Annotated in this window: 13 protein-coding genes; 1 reads left to right on the forward strand and 12 read right to left on the reverse strand. The window is 52.6% G+C overall.

Going from position 1 to position 17,059, the window contains the following annotated elements:
* Positions 1–24 precede the first annotated feature (24 nt).
* The 6 genes from FEK43_RS07005 to cmoM form a co-directional block, all read right to left on the reverse strand.
* The gene (locus FEK43_RS07005; RefSeq protein ID WP_130205347.1) at positions 25–573 is read right to left on the reverse strand and encodes a YcbK family protein; all 549 of its coding nucleotides are present in this window, start codon (positions 571–573) and stop codon (positions 25–27) included.
* A 180-nt stretch (positions 574–753) separates the two neighbouring features.
* Positions 754–2,601: a L,D-transpeptidase gene (gene ldtD, locus FEK43_RS07010; RefSeq protein ID WP_135406325.1), complete on the reverse strand. Its 1,848-nt coding sequence runs from the start codon at positions 2,599–2,601 to the stop codon at positions 754–756.
* A 257-nt stretch (positions 2,602–2,858) separates the two neighbouring features.
* Positions 2,859–7,319, reverse strand: a complete 4,461-nt coding sequence (gene mukB / locus FEK43_RS07015; RefSeq protein ID WP_135406324.1) for a chromosome partition protein MukB — start codon at positions 7,317–7,319, stop codon at positions 2,859–2,861.
* Positions 7,319–8,023 (reverse strand): chromosome partition protein MukE, encoded by a 705-nt coding sequence (mukE, locus tag FEK43_RS07020; RefSeq protein ID WP_010344468.1) that lies wholly within the window; start codon positions 8,021–8,023, stop codon positions 7,319–7,321. Before mukE ends, mukB begins: the two co-directional genes overlap by 1 nt.
* Positions 8,004–9,326: a chromosome partition protein MukF gene (mukF, locus tag FEK43_RS07025; protein WP_130205341.1), complete on the reverse strand. Its 1,323-nt coding sequence runs from the start codon at positions 9,324–9,326 to the stop codon at positions 8,004–8,006. The genes mukE and mukF overlap by 20 nt, the downstream gene beginning before the upstream one ends.
* A complete protein-coding gene (gene cmoM / locus FEK43_RS07030; RefSeq protein WP_130260779.1) occupies positions 9,323–10,108 on the reverse strand; it encodes a tRNA uridine 5-oxyacetic acid(34) methyltransferase CmoM in 786 nt (261 codons plus the stop codon). Before cmoM ends, mukF begins: the two co-directional genes overlap by 4 nt.
* 135 nt (positions 10,109–10,243) lie before the next feature.
* Here cmoM and elyC point away from each other — a divergent pair, with 135 nt between their 5' ends.
* A complete protein-coding gene (gene elyC, locus FEK43_RS07035) occupies positions 10,244–11,023 on the forward strand; it encodes an envelope biogenesis factor ElyC (protein ID WP_135406323.1) in 780 nt (259 codons plus the stop codon).
* Here the strand turns inward: elyC and FEK43_RS07040 are convergent.
* From FEK43_RS07040 to msbA, 6 genes are all read right to left on the reverse strand, one after another.
* Positions 11,000–11,893: a YcbJ family phosphotransferase gene (locus FEK43_RS07040; RefSeq protein ID WP_130205335.1), complete on the reverse strand. Its 894-nt coding sequence runs from the start codon at positions 11,891–11,893 to the stop codon at positions 11,000–11,002. The genes elyC and FEK43_RS07040 overlap by 24 nt on opposite strands.
* Positions 11,894–12,047: 154 nt before the next feature.
* The gene (gene kdsB / locus FEK43_RS07045) at positions 12,048–12,794 is read right to left on the reverse strand and encodes a 3-deoxy-manno-octulosonate cytidylyltransferase (RefSeq protein WP_064528339.1); all 747 of its coding nucleotides are present in this window, start codon (positions 12,792–12,794) and stop codon (positions 12,048–12,050) included.
* Positions 12,791–12,973, reverse strand: coding sequence for a protein YcaR (gene ycaR, locus FEK43_RS07050; protein ID WP_000350058.1), 183 nt, complete (start codon positions 12,971–12,973; stop codon positions 12,791–12,793). The genes kdsB and ycaR overlap by 4 nt, the downstream gene beginning before the upstream one ends.
* A 51-nt stretch (positions 12,974–13,024) precedes the next feature.
* Positions 13,025–14,257, reverse strand: coding sequence for a crosslink repair DNA glycosylase YcaQ (ycaQ, locus tag FEK43_RS07055; RefSeq protein ID WP_135406322.1), 1,233 nt, complete (start codon positions 14,255–14,257; stop codon positions 13,025–13,027).
* 36 nt (positions 14,258–14,293) lie between these two features.
* Positions 14,294–15,280 (reverse strand): tetraacyldisaccharide 4'-kinase, encoded by a 987-nt coding sequence (gene lpxK / locus FEK43_RS07060; protein WP_135406321.1) that lies wholly within the window; start codon positions 15,278–15,280, stop codon positions 14,294–14,296.
* Positions 15,277–17,025: a lipid A ABC transporter ATP-binding protein/permease MsbA gene (gene msbA / locus FEK43_RS07065; RefSeq protein ID WP_130205329.1), complete on the reverse strand. Its 1,749-nt coding sequence runs from the start codon at positions 17,023–17,025 to the stop codon at positions 15,277–15,279. Before msbA ends, lpxK begins: the two co-directional genes overlap by 4 nt.
* Positions 17,026–17,059 lie beyond the last annotated feature (34 nt).

Genomic DNA, 17,059 nt, shown 5'->3' on the forward strand with positions numbered 1-17,059 from the left:
TGCCCCTGTTTCGTTAAGCGATTGTTACCAGTGCCGCGCTGGCCCGGTATCAATATGCACAAAGTTACTGCGTGGGTAATATCCTACACCACCTGCGCGCATAGATAACGCTGCTTTGCGTATATTGCTTAACGCAATACCTTCAATATGGAAGTCCATCGCCTGCCCTTTAGTGTGATAGCTTTTCTTTGCTACTCCACGGCTGTGGGCGCGTAATTCATTATTGGTGTCAATCGAACGGTAGCCAGATATGAGCTGTACTGGCTTGCGAGTGCCTAACAACCCTTGCAGGCGATATAACTGGTCGAATAATCCTGGGTCGATGGACCTTATTTTGTTCGCGCGGAAATCGCGGAAAAAATGGTTTAGTTTTGCCAATTCTTCCTGAATATAGCCTCTGCCATCGAAAAACTCCGCCTTAATTGACTCTCCGGTATGGAGATTGTTAAGTGTCAAAATGCGCGGACGTGGGGTAGAGAGTGTCGCAAATGAAGGCGTCGGCAGGATGGCGGCACCAAGTGCAACACCACCAAGCGCCAGTAGTTTGCGGCGATTAGCGTCGAATTTGTCCATGATAATCAAGTCTACAGGTCAATGTTATCGTTTATATGCACTTCTGGCGCACAAGAGGCACCTTAACCGCCCATAAAGCTGACGTCAAGATGACTCACCCCCAGCAGCGACGGGGGCTACAGAGAATAGCCCCCGAAAATGCTAATTATTACGACAACAGATTTTCCCGAACTACTTCATTTACCTGATTAATTGTTCCGCTTTTGAGACAATTTGCGAGCTGGATCGTGCAGGCAGATCATAATTGTAAATATCTGTACGATATTGGGTACGACCATCTGCACCAACAAAAGCGGTCAGATAGTAAAGATTAACCGGTATCGATTGACGAATATTAACGTAACGGGTATCACCCCGCTTTAGAGCATCGGAGATACGCTTGTCATTCCAGCCAGCATCCTGCAGCAGCATATTTGCCAGATCCGACGCCTTATTCACCCGCACACAGCCAGAACTCAACGCGCGCGTTTCACGTTTGAAAAGATTGTGATTCGGCGTGTCATGCAAATAGATAGCGTCTGAACTCGGCATATTAAATTTATACCGTCCTAGCGAATTTCGCGGGCCAGGAGCTTGCTGGAAGCGGAACGGCAAATTCGATGCGGTTATCGTCGACCAGTCAATCTGCCACGGGTCAAGCGCATCTTTGCTGTTCCAGCCGCGCATAACCGTATAGCCATGGCTTTCAAGATAACCGGGATCGTTACGCACCTTTGGCAGAATATCTTTGCGTGCCAGCGTCGGTGGTACGTTCCACGGCGGGTTTACCACCACATTGTTTAAGGCACTGCTCATCATCGGCGTTTTGCGATCGGGACGACCGACAATGACCCTTGAATCCAGCACTTGATTGCCGTTCTGATAATAGACCAGCGAATAGGCCGGAATGTTAACCATGATGCCAGTAGAAAGCTCGGATGGCAGCAAGCGCAATCGCTGGATATTGAGCGCCAGCACGCCCGCTCGCTGTGCAGGCGTGACGTTTAACCAGTCTCGCGTTGCCGGGCCAATAGAGCCATCTGCTCCTAAGCCTTGCCATGCCTGAAAACGTTTCACGGCTTCCACCAGCTCATTATCATAGGCAGCTCGGACGGCTGGCGCAGGTTTACTGCGAGCTGTAGTTTGCTTACCCATCGGCTTAGTTTCGGCTGTTTCAATTGCAGCGGCAGACGGACTAACTACCGCGCCTGTCGATGTTTCATCGCCCGGCAGTGCTATTTTCGGCCCACCTTCGAGCATACCTGTACGCTGCAAAATCTCGCGCAGCGCCGGGACGTCGTTACTCCATTGACCAGGGCGTAGCGTTGCTTTACCGGTCAGTTGCGGCCACGGTTTGGAATCACTCAATAAGTTCAGCAAAGATTCATGCATTGCTGAATATTGCGGATGCTGTGGTGCCAACCCTGAGACAAACGTGGTCAATTGACCGTTATCCAGCGCCACCTGCCAATGGTTAATGACCGAGAGCGGCGGTGTTGAGAGCGCATAAGGTTTACTGCTGTACAGCCAGCGGGTACCTTTGACCGGAATGTTTGCGACGAAATGGAGATACCCCATCATTGCATCCGATAGCACCACATCACGTGCCATACCGTTAACGCCAGGGTCAGTCAGTAACTCCACCCATTTGTTAAACTGCGGTTGAAAACCGGCAATCGCCACTTCTGCCAACTGCTGCTGGAAAGCTTTAACTGCATCACGATTTTCCCACATCGGCTGCATATCGCGTGCTGCATACAAGAGTTGAAGCTGGTTAAGATAAACCGGCTTATAACCTGCAGGTAATTGTGATTCAATTTGCGTGCGGGCCTTTTCTGCCGCACCTTCAGGTAGCGGTTGGATCCCCGCCATTATTGCCGTGGCTTGCGCCTGCGGCAGTACATCTCCCTGTTCACTTACAGCCACCGGGCTGTCACCAGGGATAACCTCAGGCTCATCAGCCTGCACACTGAACAGTGGAGCGAATGTTACGGCCAGGCACAAACTGATTGCCGAAAGCCGACGACCACACATCATGTTAAGCAACATCCCTTGCCCCCTGTTTTTATCATACTCTGAATAGCCAGGCTGTTTTATCTTAACTGCCTTTACAACGCCAATACTCATGAAAGTATGACGAGCAAGCCTGTTACTTATCAAGCTTACCTTCAGTATATAAACGTCGGTACGTTTTTACACAACCTAATGTAAAGAAGTTTAAAGAAAAGCGCGCCATAATGCGGCATTTTTTTAGTGCAGAAACGGAGTTTTTCGAAAAAAAAGGCGGCATCGCTGCCGCCTTGAACTTAACTTGCCTGAGAAGGCGCTTCATCCGTACCTGGAAGCGTTTCAGGGAGTTGCGGCGCAAATCCTCGCAGGCCGACTACGTGAACGTGTTCGGTATTCTGGAAGACTTTACGCACCAGTTTATAGGTGGTGCCTTTCTCCGGGCTGATATTTTCAGGTGCCGCGATGATGAGCTGCATTTGCAAACGCTCACACAATTCAAACAGCGTGGCGATGGAACGGGCATCCAGTCGCGCAGCTTCATCGAGGAATAGCAGACGGCAAGGAGAGATATCTTTACCGCGCAGGCGGCGAGATTCATCTTCCCAGCTCTGTACCACCATCACCAGAATCGACATACCCGTACCGATAGCCTCACCGGTCGACAGTGCGCCAGACTCCGCGCGCAACCAGCCATCGGAACCACGGTTAACCTCAACTTCCATCTCCAGGTAGTTACGGTAATCCAGAAGTTCTTCACCAATGGTTTGCGGCGTGCGCTGACCCATATCAATTTGTGGATTAAGTCGCTGATACAGTTTTGCCAGAGCTTCCGAGAAGGTTAGACGGTTGCTCTTGAACAGATCCTGATGTTGCTCATGCTGTTCTGAAAGCACGTCAAGCAGCATGGCGTGGGTTTCACGCACGTTCACGTTCAGACGCACACTGTTCACCTGACCGAACGATACGCTCTGCAAGCCCTGGTTGAGCATGCGGATACGGTTCTGTTCGCGCTGAATGGTTTTGCGAATGATGTTCGCCACACTGCGGGAGCTGATCGCCAGTTTCTGTTCGCGAGAAGTTAACTCTTCGGTCAGACGGCTAAGTTCGATTTCCATCTGCTCGATAGCTTCCACCGGATCATCGGTACGAATAATATCCTGGCGAATACGTTCGCGCAGATGCTGATAAACCGCCACGAAGAACTGGATTTTGCGCTCAGGTCGTTTTGGATCTTCCGACATGCGCAGCACGTCGCGCAGATGTTCGTTATCCGCCACCGCCAGACGCAGCGCACCTAACGCCTTATCCGACATGGAACGCAAATCATCGGCGGAGAGATAGGCCAGCTCACGACGGTGTAAGCGGCGTTCAACGCCATTATCTTTCACCATGCGCATGACTGCACACCAGCCCGCTTTCGCGGTCACTACCTGCTCGCGCATCTCAAAGTAATCACGTTCCAGCTTGCGCAGTTTGCGGGTCAGGTTGTCCATCTCCGCTTCGCAGAAGGTCAGCGCTTTTTCCAGTTGATTGCGGCGTGAACGGTTATTGCTCAGTTGCGCGTGCAGCTCGTCACGGCGAATACGCGCCCGCTCTTCTGCCCCGCTATCGGCACGCACGCCGATATCCTGCAGTTCTCGTTGTAGATCGTTAAGCAGCTCTTTTTTGGTGTCGTAAGAACTTTTCAGCGAAGCCAGTACCTGGTTGTACTGACTCAACTGCGCAGCGTGGCCGCGCAACGCTTCACGAGCACGAGTACGTTCCGCTTCCGCCTGCTCCAGACGTTCGCGCAGTTTTTCGTTGAGATCGCTGTTACCGCTGAGCATTTCTACCGAATCAGAGTAGCTAAAGTGCGCACGACGCTGTACCACTTCAGTCAGGGCAAATGCCTGTTGACGGGCATCGCGCTGCATCTGCTGAGAATACGCGTAATCTTCTTTTAACTGTTCGAACTGTTCCGGGTCGCTCTGCAACACAGAAACGATCGGCTCCAGTTTTGCCAGTTGATTGCCAAACTGCTGAACAAAACGCGCGGCTTCCTGAGCTTCATCAAGACGTTCGCGGATTTCATCGACACGATCCGCCAGTGAGTCATCCGCTAACAGGTTGAGACGCGGCAGGATACGGTTCAGTGCCGCAACGCCCTCTTTCGCCTGCTCAAACTGAATTCGCTGCTGCTGGTTATCATTTTCATGATTACTCAACGCCCGCTCCAGTTCGACACGACGGCTGTTCAGTTGGCGAATTTCGGCTTCTGGATCGGACTCAAACGCCACTGCCAGATGGCTGCCAATAAAGCGGCTGAATGCCTGATGCAGTCGCTGGGTTTTCTGAACATCAAAGGAGAGCGTAGCAAAGCGTTCAGAGAGCAATTCGCGCTCGGCGTGCAAGCTTTCGATCCGGCTTTCACGCGCCGCGCGACCAAACAGCGGCACTTCCGGGAAGCGCGAGTAACGCCACTGACGCTCGGCGGTTTTCACCACCACCGCTTTTTCCAGCTCATCGACGTTGAACACGCTATCATCGAACGACTGCGGATCTCCCTCGATCAAGTAGAGATCTTCCGGACAATCGGTTAAGCCTTCCAGCTGTTCGGCCACCTGAGACAGATCCGGCACCACAATGGCGTGGCGAGACGGGCCATACAGCGCCGAGAAGTACGGCGCATCTTCCAGGCTAACGTCGTCATAAATTTCTGACAGCAGCACGCCGCCAAAACGCTCGGCCAGCGCATTCAGACGCTGGTCTTCGGAGCCGCCTGGCTGGCTTAAACGTTCGATCTCTTCATCGACAGCGTTTTTGCGCGCGCCCACTTCATCACGTTCAACAATCGCTTCGCGCTCACGCTCCAGCAGTTGTTGCAGATATTCGGTGACATCCTGGCTGCAGGTGAACTCTTCACCGCACTGCTCGCTCAACTGATTGAGGCTGTTTTGCGCTGCCAGCCAAACCGGCGCACGCTGCATCAGGCTCTGAATACGAGATTGCAGCTGTTCCTGTTCCTGACGCAGTGCCATACGCTCTTCACGGGCGTTGGAAACGCTGTCAGAAAGAGAGGCAATACGCGCTTCCAGTTCCTGATGCAGGGCTTCCAGTTCGTCGATATCAAAATTCTTGCCCTGACGTTTGCAGAAATCTGCCAGCAGACGTTCAGCTTCTTGCTGCTCGCGCAGACGCTGTTCCAGTTCGCTTAAGCGCATCCGCAGTGGCTGAACCTGCTCTGCCAGGTGACGCTGATCGACCCCTTCGCGCAGCAGTTCGCGGGCGACATCCCACGCCTCGTTACGCGCCAGCGGGCCGTTGATTGCAACCACCAGCTGATAAGCCTGCTCAAACTGGCTGTGCGCAGTTTGCGCCATGCTCATTTTCTGCTCGAGAGAGAGCATTTTTTCGGTCGCTTCCAGCTCTTTCGCCTGGAAGGTTTCCAGCCATTCGGCGGCGCTGTCGGCGGTTAAGTCCGGCAGATGGCACAGTTCTTTGGCGCGATTAAGCGCTGCAATCGCCTGGTTGTACTGGATCGCACGCGTTTGCTGGACGTCCAGCGCCTGCTGGTAGTCAGCAAGCTGACTTTTCAGCTCGTCCACTTCCAGTTCGGCGGCTTCCGCGCGCGCTTCGTTATCTTCCTGGCGCTCGATGGCTTCTGCCACCACTTCATTTTGCTCTTCGAGACGGATCTGCAGTTCATCGAGGTCCGCTTCGTAGCGTTCGATTTTCTCCTGCTGACGCAAAGCGGTTTGCACCAGGTTCAGGTGATCGCTGGCCGCCTGATAATCCGCTTCCAGATCGCCCTCGGCACCGTTGTGCTCTGCCAGTTCACGCGCCATATCGACATGTTTGTACTGCTCCGCCGCCAGTTGCTGACGCGAAGTATGTAGCTCGCGACGAAACTCCAGCGCTTTATCGAGATGGACACGGCGCTCGTTGGCGTGACGCATGTAGTCCGCCGCCACGTAGTTGGTGGCTTCGCTGATCAGATGTTTAAACAGGTCGCGGTCCGACTGGGTGACGCGAATCGCTTCCAGCGTCATACGGTTTTCACGCAGCGCCGCTTCCATGTCCTGGAACGCTTTACGCACGCCGCTGTTTTCCGGCAGCAGGTAGTCGCGCAGAGAACGGGTAATGGCACTGGAGATCCCGCCGTACAGCGAAGCTTCGATCAGACGATAGAATTTACTACGATCAGACGCTGAGCGCAGACGACGCGCGATGATGCCCAGATCGAACATCAGCGAGTGGTAATCGGTAATGGAGTTGAACTGTTTAAACTGCACGCCTTCCATCGCCTCGAGCTTGTCTTTGAGCTCGTTAAGCGGCAGCACGCGCGCCTGACGTTCGTTCAGGGATTCGGTCACCAGCTGTGTCGGCTGCACCGACATCGGCAGTCCCTGAATGGCAAACGGCTTGATATCCACTTTACGATCGCGTCCGGCAACCTGTTGCAGACGCACACCGACCACCACGCGCTGGTGGCGCGAGTTAATGGTGTCGAGCATCGAATAACAGACACCCGCTTTCAGCTTACCGTGCAGACCTTTATCACGCGAACCACTGGTAGCCCCGGCTTCCGTGGTGTTACGGAAATGCAGCAGGGTCAAGTCGGGAATGAGCGCCGTAACAAACGCCGCCATCGTGGTGGATTTACCCGCACCGTTACCGCCGGAAAGCGTCGTGACCAACTCATCCAGGTCAAAGGTGCGAGCAAAAAAGCCGTTCCAGTTAATCAGCGTCAGTGAGCGAAATTTACCGCGTTCAATCATTATTCTTCCTCTCCGCTATCTGGCTGATTCTCTTCAGTTTCGTCATTGAGTTGCAGGTGATTTTCCAGCGACATTGCTTCACCATCGCGAATCAGACGACGTTGTGCTTCACGCGGATCGTCGCCCGCACGCACATCGGCACCAAAGCGGAACACCGATTCGGTAATGCGGAACTTGCTGCTGTCGTGACCCATAAACCACACCATGCCTAAGCGACGCAGACGGTTGAGCGAAGAGCGTACTTTTTCCTGCAACTTCTGGCGGTCAACGTCTGAACCGGTAGAACGATTGTTCACCAGTTTCAGCAATTTTGCTTCATCGGCCAGGGTGAGCAGTTCGTCATACAGTTCCTGCTGGGTAAAGATCCCCTCGTTCGCCAGCCGTTCCGGGCTGAGATAGAGATAACAGAGGATTTTCCCGACCATCATGTCCAGTTCCGACAACACAGAACGTGGGATGATGGTGGTGGAACGTGGACGTAAATAGAAGAAACCTTCCGGCGCGCGGATTAGCTCCACGTTATAACGCGCGTAAAATTCTTCCAGATATTCCTGAAAATCCATCAGGAAAGCATGATTATCCAGTTCGTCGAGGCCAATATGGCGGCCTGAACGTAAGGCGCTATCCAGCGCCGGAAATAACGGATTCGCCAGCGCCTGCGCCAGCTTAACCGGCATCACTTGTTCAATATTTGTCGATGACATGCGCCTGTACCTTGGCTCCGTAATCATTAATCGGCTGCCATTTCGCTGGCAGTCCGGTGAAGTCTGCTTGCGCTACGCCGAGGCGTACCGCCTGATCAATAACAATACGCGCGACGTCAAAGTGACGCGCACGCGGATACTGCGCCAGATATTCGCGTACCACCAGACCAAGATCCAGTGGCACTTGTCTGGTTTTATAGACGGCGAGCTGCTCTTCGATAATCGCTGCGAGTTGTTCGCGGATCTCGTTAAACTCTTCGTACTCTAAATCTGGCGGAAGTTCCCCGGTCACTTCTTCATCGCGCAGTGCCATCTCTTCGTCACGCATATCCAGCAGACGATCGGCATTGGCGTAAGTCAGCGCCCACGGCTCATCAAAATAGGTTTGTACCGACTGGCGTAAACGCTGGGCAAAGACGCGGTTTTTATCCATATCGATAGCGGTACGAATAAATTTGTGTACGTGGCGATCGTAGCCAATCCACAAGTCGATGGATTGCTGGCCCCAACTGATAATACGGTCGAGTTTGCTCTGCAGATCGAACACCAGGCGATCGACAAAATGCAGATCGTCATGGGTCATCGTCGCATCCTGAATGCGCAACAGATTGGCCTGGAGTTTGTCGCCTGCCGCTTCCAGCGTATCCTGCAATTCACGCAGCGTTCCGGAAGTTTCCGAAAGCAACAATTCACAGCTGGAGATCGCCGCCCGCCAGTCTTTATTCAGCAACTGAGCGATATCGTCCTTCACCTGCTGCTGCTGTTCGTCCATCAGACGTTGCGTCAGGTCGATGCTGTCGAAAATTTCCGCTACCGAATATTTCAGCGGCGCATAGACGTTGCGGTGCCAGTGAAATTCATCACCGCCCTCTTCGGCGGCATCGGCTGCACGTTTTAACTCACCCGCCACAATCGACAACTGCATAGAAAGGCGCAACGTAGAAAACTCGCGCTGACGGATGTAGTAGTCAGTAATGCCGATGCCGAGCGGCGTCAGGCGATAAATAGCATTCCCTTCCGCCTGCTCGCTGGTAAAGCGGTTCAGCAGACGTTGACGCACCATATCGTTGATCGCGTTGTTGGCGCGCACGCCGATGGTTTCGCTGGTTTGCTCAAACGCATCACTCACATGGCGGAACGCATCCACCAGCTCGCCCTCACTCATCTCACCATCAAGACGCTCGCCATTCAGCGTGGCAACAGCCAGCAGAAAAGAGAGTCGGTCTACCGGCAGCGAGATGGAGAAGTCATTTTTTCTGGCCCAGGCAACCAGTTCGGGGACTGTCTGGGATAATTCACTCATACTTTATCCTTGCTCTGCGGTTTGTGCGCGGTGACATGAATATAACGCCCCAGGTTAATATACGGTTCCTGACGGCAATAACGCGTTTCTAATTCAAGTAATGCTTCATAGCTGTCGCGCTGTTGGTGCTTTTCACGCAGATAATCATGAAACACGCGAACGCCTGTCTTACCCATAATTTGCCAACCAGCTTCTTCCAGCCACAGATAAACCTGCGCCGGGTCGCGTGGATAATCTGGCGAAAGCGTCCGTTTTTTCTTTTTCGGCATTCCCGCCTGCACGTAATCAAAATTCCCGGCGACCATGTTATGCATCAGCAAGCCGTGCGCATTGTAGAACATTAATGACAACACGCCGCCTGGACGCAACACGGACCACAGGGTCTGCAATACGCTGCGGGGATCGGCCACCCACTCCAGTACCGCATGGAACAATATCAGATCAACGGGCGTTTCCAAATGTGAAGCAACATCCTGAGCGGCGCAATGTATAAATTGCATGTTGTCGCTCACACCTTTTGCTTCTGCCGCCTGTTTTGCGCGGTCGATCATCTGCGCAGAGAGATCGCATAAAATGACCTGATGCCCGCGCTCGGCCATTTTGATTGCGGTCTGCCCTTCACCGCCACCGGCATCCAGCACACGCAGTTTTTGCGCGCCCATTTCCGCCAGCACGCGATCGAGATCTTGCCACAGAATAGCCTGTCGAAGCTGCCCTTTGGTGGTGCCGTAAATGTTACGGGAAAACTTTTCCGCAATATCATCAAAATTGCGATCCTGCATTGCTTTCTCCACCGGTTGGCTAAGACGTTTTCTGATAAAGACGCTATTTTGTCACAGCCACGGCGAGAATGAACCCGTCTGGTGTAATATCGCTGGCGATCCCTTGCTATATGGTCAAAAAAGGAACCAGAAAGGATGCTTTTTACACTGAAAAAAGTGATTGGCGGCATGCTGCTGCCACTTCCGCTGATGTTGTTGATTATTGGTGCTGGCCTGGCGCTGCTGTGGTTTAGCCGTTTTCAAAAAACCGGGAAGATTTTGATTAGCATTGGGTGGCTGGCGCTCTTGTTATTGAGTTTGCAACCGGTAGCCGACCGCCTGCTGCGTCCCATCGAAAGCACCTATCCGACATGGAATAATTCGCAAAAAGTGGACTATATCGTGGTGCTCGGAGGTGGTTATACCTGGAACCCGCAGTGGGCACCGAGCTCTAATTTAATCAATAACAGTTTGCCGCGCCTGAATGAAGGTATTCGCTTATGGCGCGAAAATCCGGGATCAAAGCTGATCTTCACGGGAGGCGTAGCAAAAACCAATACGGTGAGTACAGCGGAAGTAGGTGCCAGAGTGGCGCAATCGCTGGGTGTCCCACGCGAGCAAATTATCACACTGGATTTACCAAAAGATACCGAAGAAGAAGCTGCCGCAGTGAAACAGGCGATTGGCGATGCCCCTTTCCTGCTGGTGACATCTGCGTCTCATTTGCCGCGCGCGATGATCTTTTTTCAGCAGGAAGGGCTAAATCCGCTGCCAGCCCCGGCGAACCAGTTGGCAATCGACTCGCCGCTTAATCCGTGGGAACGGGCAATCCCCTCTCCGGTCTGGTTAATGCATAGCGACCGCGTTGGCTATGAAACGCTTGGCCGCATCTGGCAGTGGCTAAAAGGTACGTCAGGCGAGCCACGGCAGGAGTGATTTAGTCGCCAGATCAAAGTTGCTACGGTTAAACCGCCCGGTATTGACCAGTTGCGCAACTTCATCCCATAACACATACAGCCAACGCCGCCAGATGAAAGACTCCGCCACTGGCGCGCGTTGCAGGTAACTCCAGAGCAAATCTTCCGCCAGGGTGTTATCCATCAACCGGAATAATTCATACTCACGCGGTGCCCAGAGCATTAACCCCGGTCCGACCATCGCCAGGAGCTGATCGCTACGGGAATCTTTCAGCATGCTACGCAAACAGAAATTGCCGTGAATCAGCACACAATTATCGTTAAAACCTTCAAACAACACCGGCAGACATTCACGAGTGCGAAACAGAATCCGCTTATCCTGCATGGTTAAACCTGTGTTATTGAACTGATTGAGCGTCGCCCACAGCATTTCAACGTGCTGACGATACCAGGAAGGCCAGAAATTTTCCTGAGTATTGTCAACCGCGCCAACACATCCGCGGCTGTCCTGACGGTGCCAGGCCAGCAACGCTTCAACAATTTGATCTTTCAGATGTTCCCAGCGCTCTGGCGTTCTTGCGGGGGCTTCCACAGAAACACCGCGCATCCGCTCCAGCAACAAGACATCGGGACCGGGATGTTCTTCATGCGTCATCACGCCATAGATAGTCGGCATGCGAACAGTCCCGCTCCGAGCCAGCATGGTGGTTTTCCATGCCAGCTGTCTGGCCTGCCCCGGGGTAGAAAAACTTCGCGCCATGAGCGGCATCGGGTTTCCCTGGCTGTCATACAACGCCCACAGAGTTGTGTCTGCTTTTTCATTCACACACTCTATACGACTCAATCTTTCGCCCAGTAAATGGCTTAGTTCGGCACGCAGCTGTTCCATTCAGATTACCCTCATAAAAGCTACTGCTTTCATAATGAGCGCCAATGTAAAAGATGTCACCTGAATGAGATCAATTGTTGAAGGGAAAAAATGAAGAGAATCGTAACGCTACGACACTCCTCCCAAAATTGAGATGGAGTGTCGTGGGGAAAAATTAAGCCATTTCAGCGCGAACACGCTCAAGATCTTCGGGAGTATCTACACCGGTGCCAGGAACCTCCTGGGCGACAGCAACATGGATTTTTTCTCCATACCACAGCACACGAAGCTGTTCTAACATTTCGATATGTTCTAACGGGCTTGGCTGCCAGTTAACATAGCGGCGGATAAAACCTGCACGATAGCCATAAATGCCGAGATGGCGCAGGAAGTTATCTCCTACGGTTTCCAGACCTTTCGCAAAACGGTCACGATCCCACGGGATAGTGGCACGCGAGAAGTAGAGCGCATAACCTTCGGCGTCGAGAACAACTTTAACCGCATTCGGGTTAAAGGCTTCTTCCGCACTGTGGATAGGCACAGCCAAGGTCGCCATTCCAACCTGACGCTGGGCAAGGTTATCGGCAACCTGACGAATGATTGTCGCGGGGATCATCGGTTCATCACCCTGCACATTCACAATCACCGTGTCGTCGCTGAACGCGCATTTTTCGACAACCTCCGCCAGGCGTTCTGTACCTGACTGGTGATCTGCACGCGTCATGCATACTTCACCGCCAGCAGCTTCAACAGCGCGGGCGACATCCTCATGATCGGTTGCGACGATGATGCGCTCGGCACCTGATTCGCGCGCGCGTTCGAGTACATGAACAATCATAGGTTTGCCGTTAATATCGACCAGCGGCTTACCTGGCAGACGCGTGGAAGCGTAGCGCGCGGGAATAATGACCACAAAACTCATGATTTACTCTCATCAGCAGTCAGCACGCGGGCTTCCGTTTCCAGCAGCACTGGAATGCCATCGCGCAGCGGAAAAGCCAGGTTGTCCAGTTTGCAAATAAGTTCTTGTTTTTCCTGGTTATACCAAAGTTTGCCGTTGCAAACCGGGCAGGCAATGATTTCAAGCAGACGATGATCCATAGTTCCTCCAGATGGATCGGGTTATGAATGCATAAATCTTATCATAATCATTTATGCGTCGGGGTCTATTTCCCAGCCAGTGCGGTAATCGGTAAAGAAACCGTGCGGGCAGCGCCCTATTGTTACTCGCGTTGCCTGCTGCCAGTGAGCAAAATCCGTAATCGCCTGACGCAGCCCTTTTTGAAGGGTCACTGTTGGTTTTACCCCATCCTGTAGCCAGAGAGAGAGCACTTCAAAGATGCCAGTCTGGCGATGCATCTTAGAATCCATTCGCCCAACTAATTGCCCACGATGCAATAACGGTAGAACGAAATAACCATACTGGCGTTTGGGCGCTGGCGTGTAGCACTCCAGCCGGTAGCTAAAATCAAAAAGTTGCTCTGCCCGTTTACGATCCCAGACAACAGGATCAAAAGGCGAAAGTACCGCGCTGTGCGTTGCAGTGAGCTTTCCGGCGAGCGCACGTTCGAGTAGCGGCAGCAAATCAGCATGCAGCCAAAGATTACCCAATTTTTCAACATTCACAGCAATGATTTGCTGCTGTTCAGCCCTCGCTTCGCGCCACGCCGCCAGCGCCGGACGTTTCAGCCGGTAGTAATCCGCCAGCCACTGTTCGCGAAATATTCCCAGGCTGCGCGCACTGTTATCCAGCATGATGATTTCTGCTTCTGTTTGCGAAACGAGATCGCGCTCATCATCCCAGTCAGGCATGACACGGTGGGTTAAATCATAAACGCGCTGGAAGTTGCGCCGTTCAATCACCATCACCTTTCCGGCGGTAAAGAGCCCTTCCAGATGCCGTTTATGCGGCTTCCACTCCCACCAGCCGCTCGCCCCTTTACGAGGATGCTCAAAATCGGCTGAACGTACCGGCCCCTTATCATGAATATGCTGAATTAACTGTGCAATTTCCGCCGCATGTTCCTGCATCCAGGCATCTTTGTATTTCCAGCCCATTTTTTCAGGTGCCAGCATGCGGTGGCGAATAAGACGAAAATCGCTACGCGGCATAAAGCAGGCTTCATGCGCCCAGTATTCCATTAATTCGCCACACGCCAGAGACTCATCCAGCCACTGCGCAGGATAATTTCCCAGACGACTGAAAAGCACCAGATATGGACTACGGGCAACAATATTGATGGTATCGATTTGCAGCAAGGACATGCGAGAAATGGTAGCCAGAATATCTTCCGGCGACGCGCGACGACGGGGCTTGTTTAACAGCCCTTGCGCGGTGAGATGAAGATTTCGTGCATCGGTGAGGGAGAGATAAGGCAGCGTCATTCATTGCTCCGTCAATTAAACGCTGCCGCGGCTGAATTAGTTGCCAGAAGCCAGCGAGGAAAGTTGTGCGAGCAGTTTCTCTGGTTCATCGCCCGTAAGCTGTGCGTCAACGGGCAAATACCACCAGTTTTCTTCTGCAAAAGCCCGACATTTCACCGCATCTTTTTCAGTCATGACCAGTGTTTGCCCGGCGCTTAATAGTGCGCTGACATCCGCATGATTCAAAGATTGATGATCTGCCAGCGGCACACATTTTTCCGGTTGTATACCGCACATCTTTAGTGTGGCAAAAAATCGCGGCGGGTGACCAATACCTGCCATCGCCACCACATGTTTAAGTTGTGTAACGTCACAACGCGCGCCGGTAAGTAAATTCACTGCCTGACCCGGTATTAAGTTCATCGGGATTTCACCGTGACGCGGTACGCCGCCATTGACGATTACCGCATCAACCGATTTTAAGCGCCCCGCGCGCTCGCGCATTGGCCCCGCCGGCAACCACCAGCCATTGCCAAAGCGACGCACGCCATCGATGACGACGATTTCCACATCACGCGCCAGACGATAGTGCTGTAAACCGTCATCAGTCACGATAATCTGCACATCGGGATATTGCGCCAGAATGGCTTTTACCGCATCTGAACGGACAGGAGAAACTGCAACAGGTGCACCCGTACGCTGATAAATCAGCACCGGTTCATCGCCCGCCTGTGCGGTGGTGGTATCTGCCGACAATAACAGCGGATACGACTCAGCTTTACCGCCATAGCCCCGTGACACTACGCCAACACGAATACCGCGCTTTTGTAGTTGTTCCACCAGCCAGACAACCACCGGAGTTTTTCCGTTGCCGCCTGCGGTGAGATTACCAACCACGACAACCGGTACGGGGGCTCGCCAGGCGCGCTTCAGTTTTAGTTTATAGCAAAGACGGATAGCGCCACTCACCAGGCCATACAACCAGGAGAGTGGCAGCAATAACCGCCACAAAGGGGATTCACCAGACCAGATTTTTTCGATCATTGGCCAAACTGCATTTTATGAAGTTGCGCGTAGACTCCACGGTGCTCAAGCAAATCGTTATGCGTACCGCGTTCCACAATGATCCCGTCCTCGACGACCACAATTTCGTCTGCCTTTTCAATGGTAGACAAGCGGTGGGCAATCACCAGTGAGGTACGGTTTTTCTGCAACTCGTCCAGCGCCGCCTGAATCGCGCGTTCGGATTCGGTGTCCAGCGCCGAAGTGGCTTCATCCAGAATCAGAATTGGGCTATCACGCAGCAAGGCACGGGCAATAGCAATACGCTGGCGCTGGCCGCCAGAAAGCAACACGCCGTTTTCACCAATCACCGTATCAAGACCGTTATCCATCTTATTGATAAAGTCCATGGCATAGGCCATGCGTGCCGCTTCTTCAATCTGCTCACGGCTGTACTGTTCAGTACGGGCGTAAGCAATGTTGTTGGCAACCGTGTCATTAAACAGATGGACATTCTGCGACACCAGAGCAACCTGGTTACGTAAAGACGCCAGGGTATACTCGCGCAGATCGTGACCATCCATCAGGATCTCGCCTTCATCGATATCATAAAAACGGGTGATCAGGCTGGCAATGGTCGATTTACCCGACCCAGAACGCCCTACCAAAGCCACTGTTTTCCCTGCCGGGATCTTCAGGTTGATATTACGCAGCGCAGGGACTTCACGCCCCGGATAGGTAAAAGTGACATTGCGGAATTCAACGTCACCAGTAGCACGCTCAATCTCGCGTTTACCTTCGTCTTTCTCCTGTTCACTATCCAGAATGGTAAACAGCGTCTGACATGCCGCCATCCCGCGTTGGAACTGGGCGTTAACGTTGGTCAGCGATTTCAACGGACGCATCAGTGCAATCATCGAAGAGAAGACGACAGTAATCGTACCGGCAGTCAGGCTATCCATCACGCTTGGGAAGCTCGCAGCGTAGAGAACAAATGCCAGCGCCAGAGAGGCGATCAGCTGAATGATCGGGTCAGAGATGGAAGAAGCAGAAACCATCTTCATCCCCTGCAAACGCATCTTGTTGCTGACCTTATCAAAACGCTTTGTTTCTACTTCCTGGCCGCCAAAAATCAATACTTCTTTGTGGCCTTTCAGCATCTGTTCAGCACTGGTGGTCACCTGCCCCATGGTGTTCTGCATGTTTTTACTGATGCTGCGAAAACGCTTCGATACGATACGAATCGCAATCGAGACAATCGGCGCCAACACAATCAAAATGATCGACAGCTGCCAGCTGTAATAGAACATCATGGCGAACAGACCGATAATGGAAGCACCTTCACGCACCACCGTAATCAGCGCGCCGGAAGATGACGAAGCAACCTGTTCAGAATCGTAAGTAATACGTGAAAGCAGTGTCCCGGTTGATTGTTTGTCAAAAAATGACACTGGCATTCCCATCATGTGGCCGAACAGACGTCGACGCATGGTCATAACCACTTTTCCTGAAACCCAGGAGATACAGTAGCTGGAGATATAACTGGTGATACCACGTAAAATCATCAGGCCGATAACCACCAGCGGCATCCACATCAGCACGGAGCGATCTGTTTTACCAAAGCCATCATCGAGAAGCGGCTTAAGGAGCGATAACATGAAGGTATCGCTGGCTGCGTTGAGAATTAACGCTATGCCCGCCACGATCAGACCCGCTTTAAAAGGCGCAATGGTTGGCCACAGTCGGCGGAATGTCTGCCACGTAGAGAGATCTTTGTCGTTATGCATTCAAAAAACCAGCATTTGTTGAAATAGCCGCATA

This window comes from Escherichia sp. E2562, assembly GCF_005781075.1.
GTDB lineage: Bacteria > Pseudomonadota > Gammaproteobacteria > Enterobacterales > Enterobacteriaceae > Escherichia.

Coding starts and splice junctions, on each gene's coding strand:
- FEK43_RS07005 (WP_130205347.1), bottom strand. CDS start 573: ATGGACAAATTCGACGCTAATCGCCGCAAACTACTGGCGCTTGGTGGT.
- ldtD (WP_135406325.1), bottom strand. CDS start 2,601: ATGTTGCTTAACATGATGTGTGGTCGTCGGCTTTCGGCAATCAGTTTG.
- mukB (WP_135406324.1), bottom strand. CDS start 7,319: ATGATTGAACGCGGTAAATTTCGCTCACTGACGCTGATTAACTGGAAC.
- mukE (WP_010344468.1), bottom strand. CDS start 8,023: ATGTCATCGACAAATATTGAACAAGTGATGCCGGTTAAGCTGGCGCAG.
- mukF (WP_130205341.1), bottom strand. CDS start 9,326: ATGAGTGAATTATCCCAGACAGTCCCCGAACTGGTTGCCTGGGCCAGA.
- cmoM (WP_130260779.1), bottom strand. CDS start 10,108: ATGCAGGATCGCAATTTTGATGATATTGCGGAAAAGTTTTCCCGTAAC.
- elyC (WP_135406323.1), top strand. CDS start 10,244: ATGCTTTTTACACTGAAAAAAGTGATTGGCGGCATGCTGCTGCCACTT.
- FEK43_RS07040 (WP_130205335.1), bottom strand. CDS start 11,893: ATGGAACAGCTGCGTGCCGAACTAAGCCATTTACTGGGCGAAAGATTG.
- kdsB (WP_064528339.1), bottom strand. CDS start 12,794: ATGAGTTTTGTGGTCATTATTCCCGCGCGCTACGCTTCCACGCGTCTG.
- ycaR (WP_000350058.1), bottom strand. CDS start 12,973: ATGGATCATCGTCTGCTTGAAATCATTGCCTGCCCGGTTTGCAACGGC.
- ycaQ (WP_135406322.1), bottom strand. CDS start 14,257: ATGACGCTGCCTTATCTCTCCCTCACCGATGCACGAAATCTTCATCTC.
- lpxK (WP_135406321.1), bottom strand. CDS start 15,280: ATGATCGAAAAAATCTGGTCTGGTGAATCCCCTTTGTGGCGGTTATTG.
- msbA (WP_130205329.1), bottom strand. CDS start 17,025: ATGCATAACGACAAAGATCTCTCTACGTGGCAGACATTCCGCCGACTG.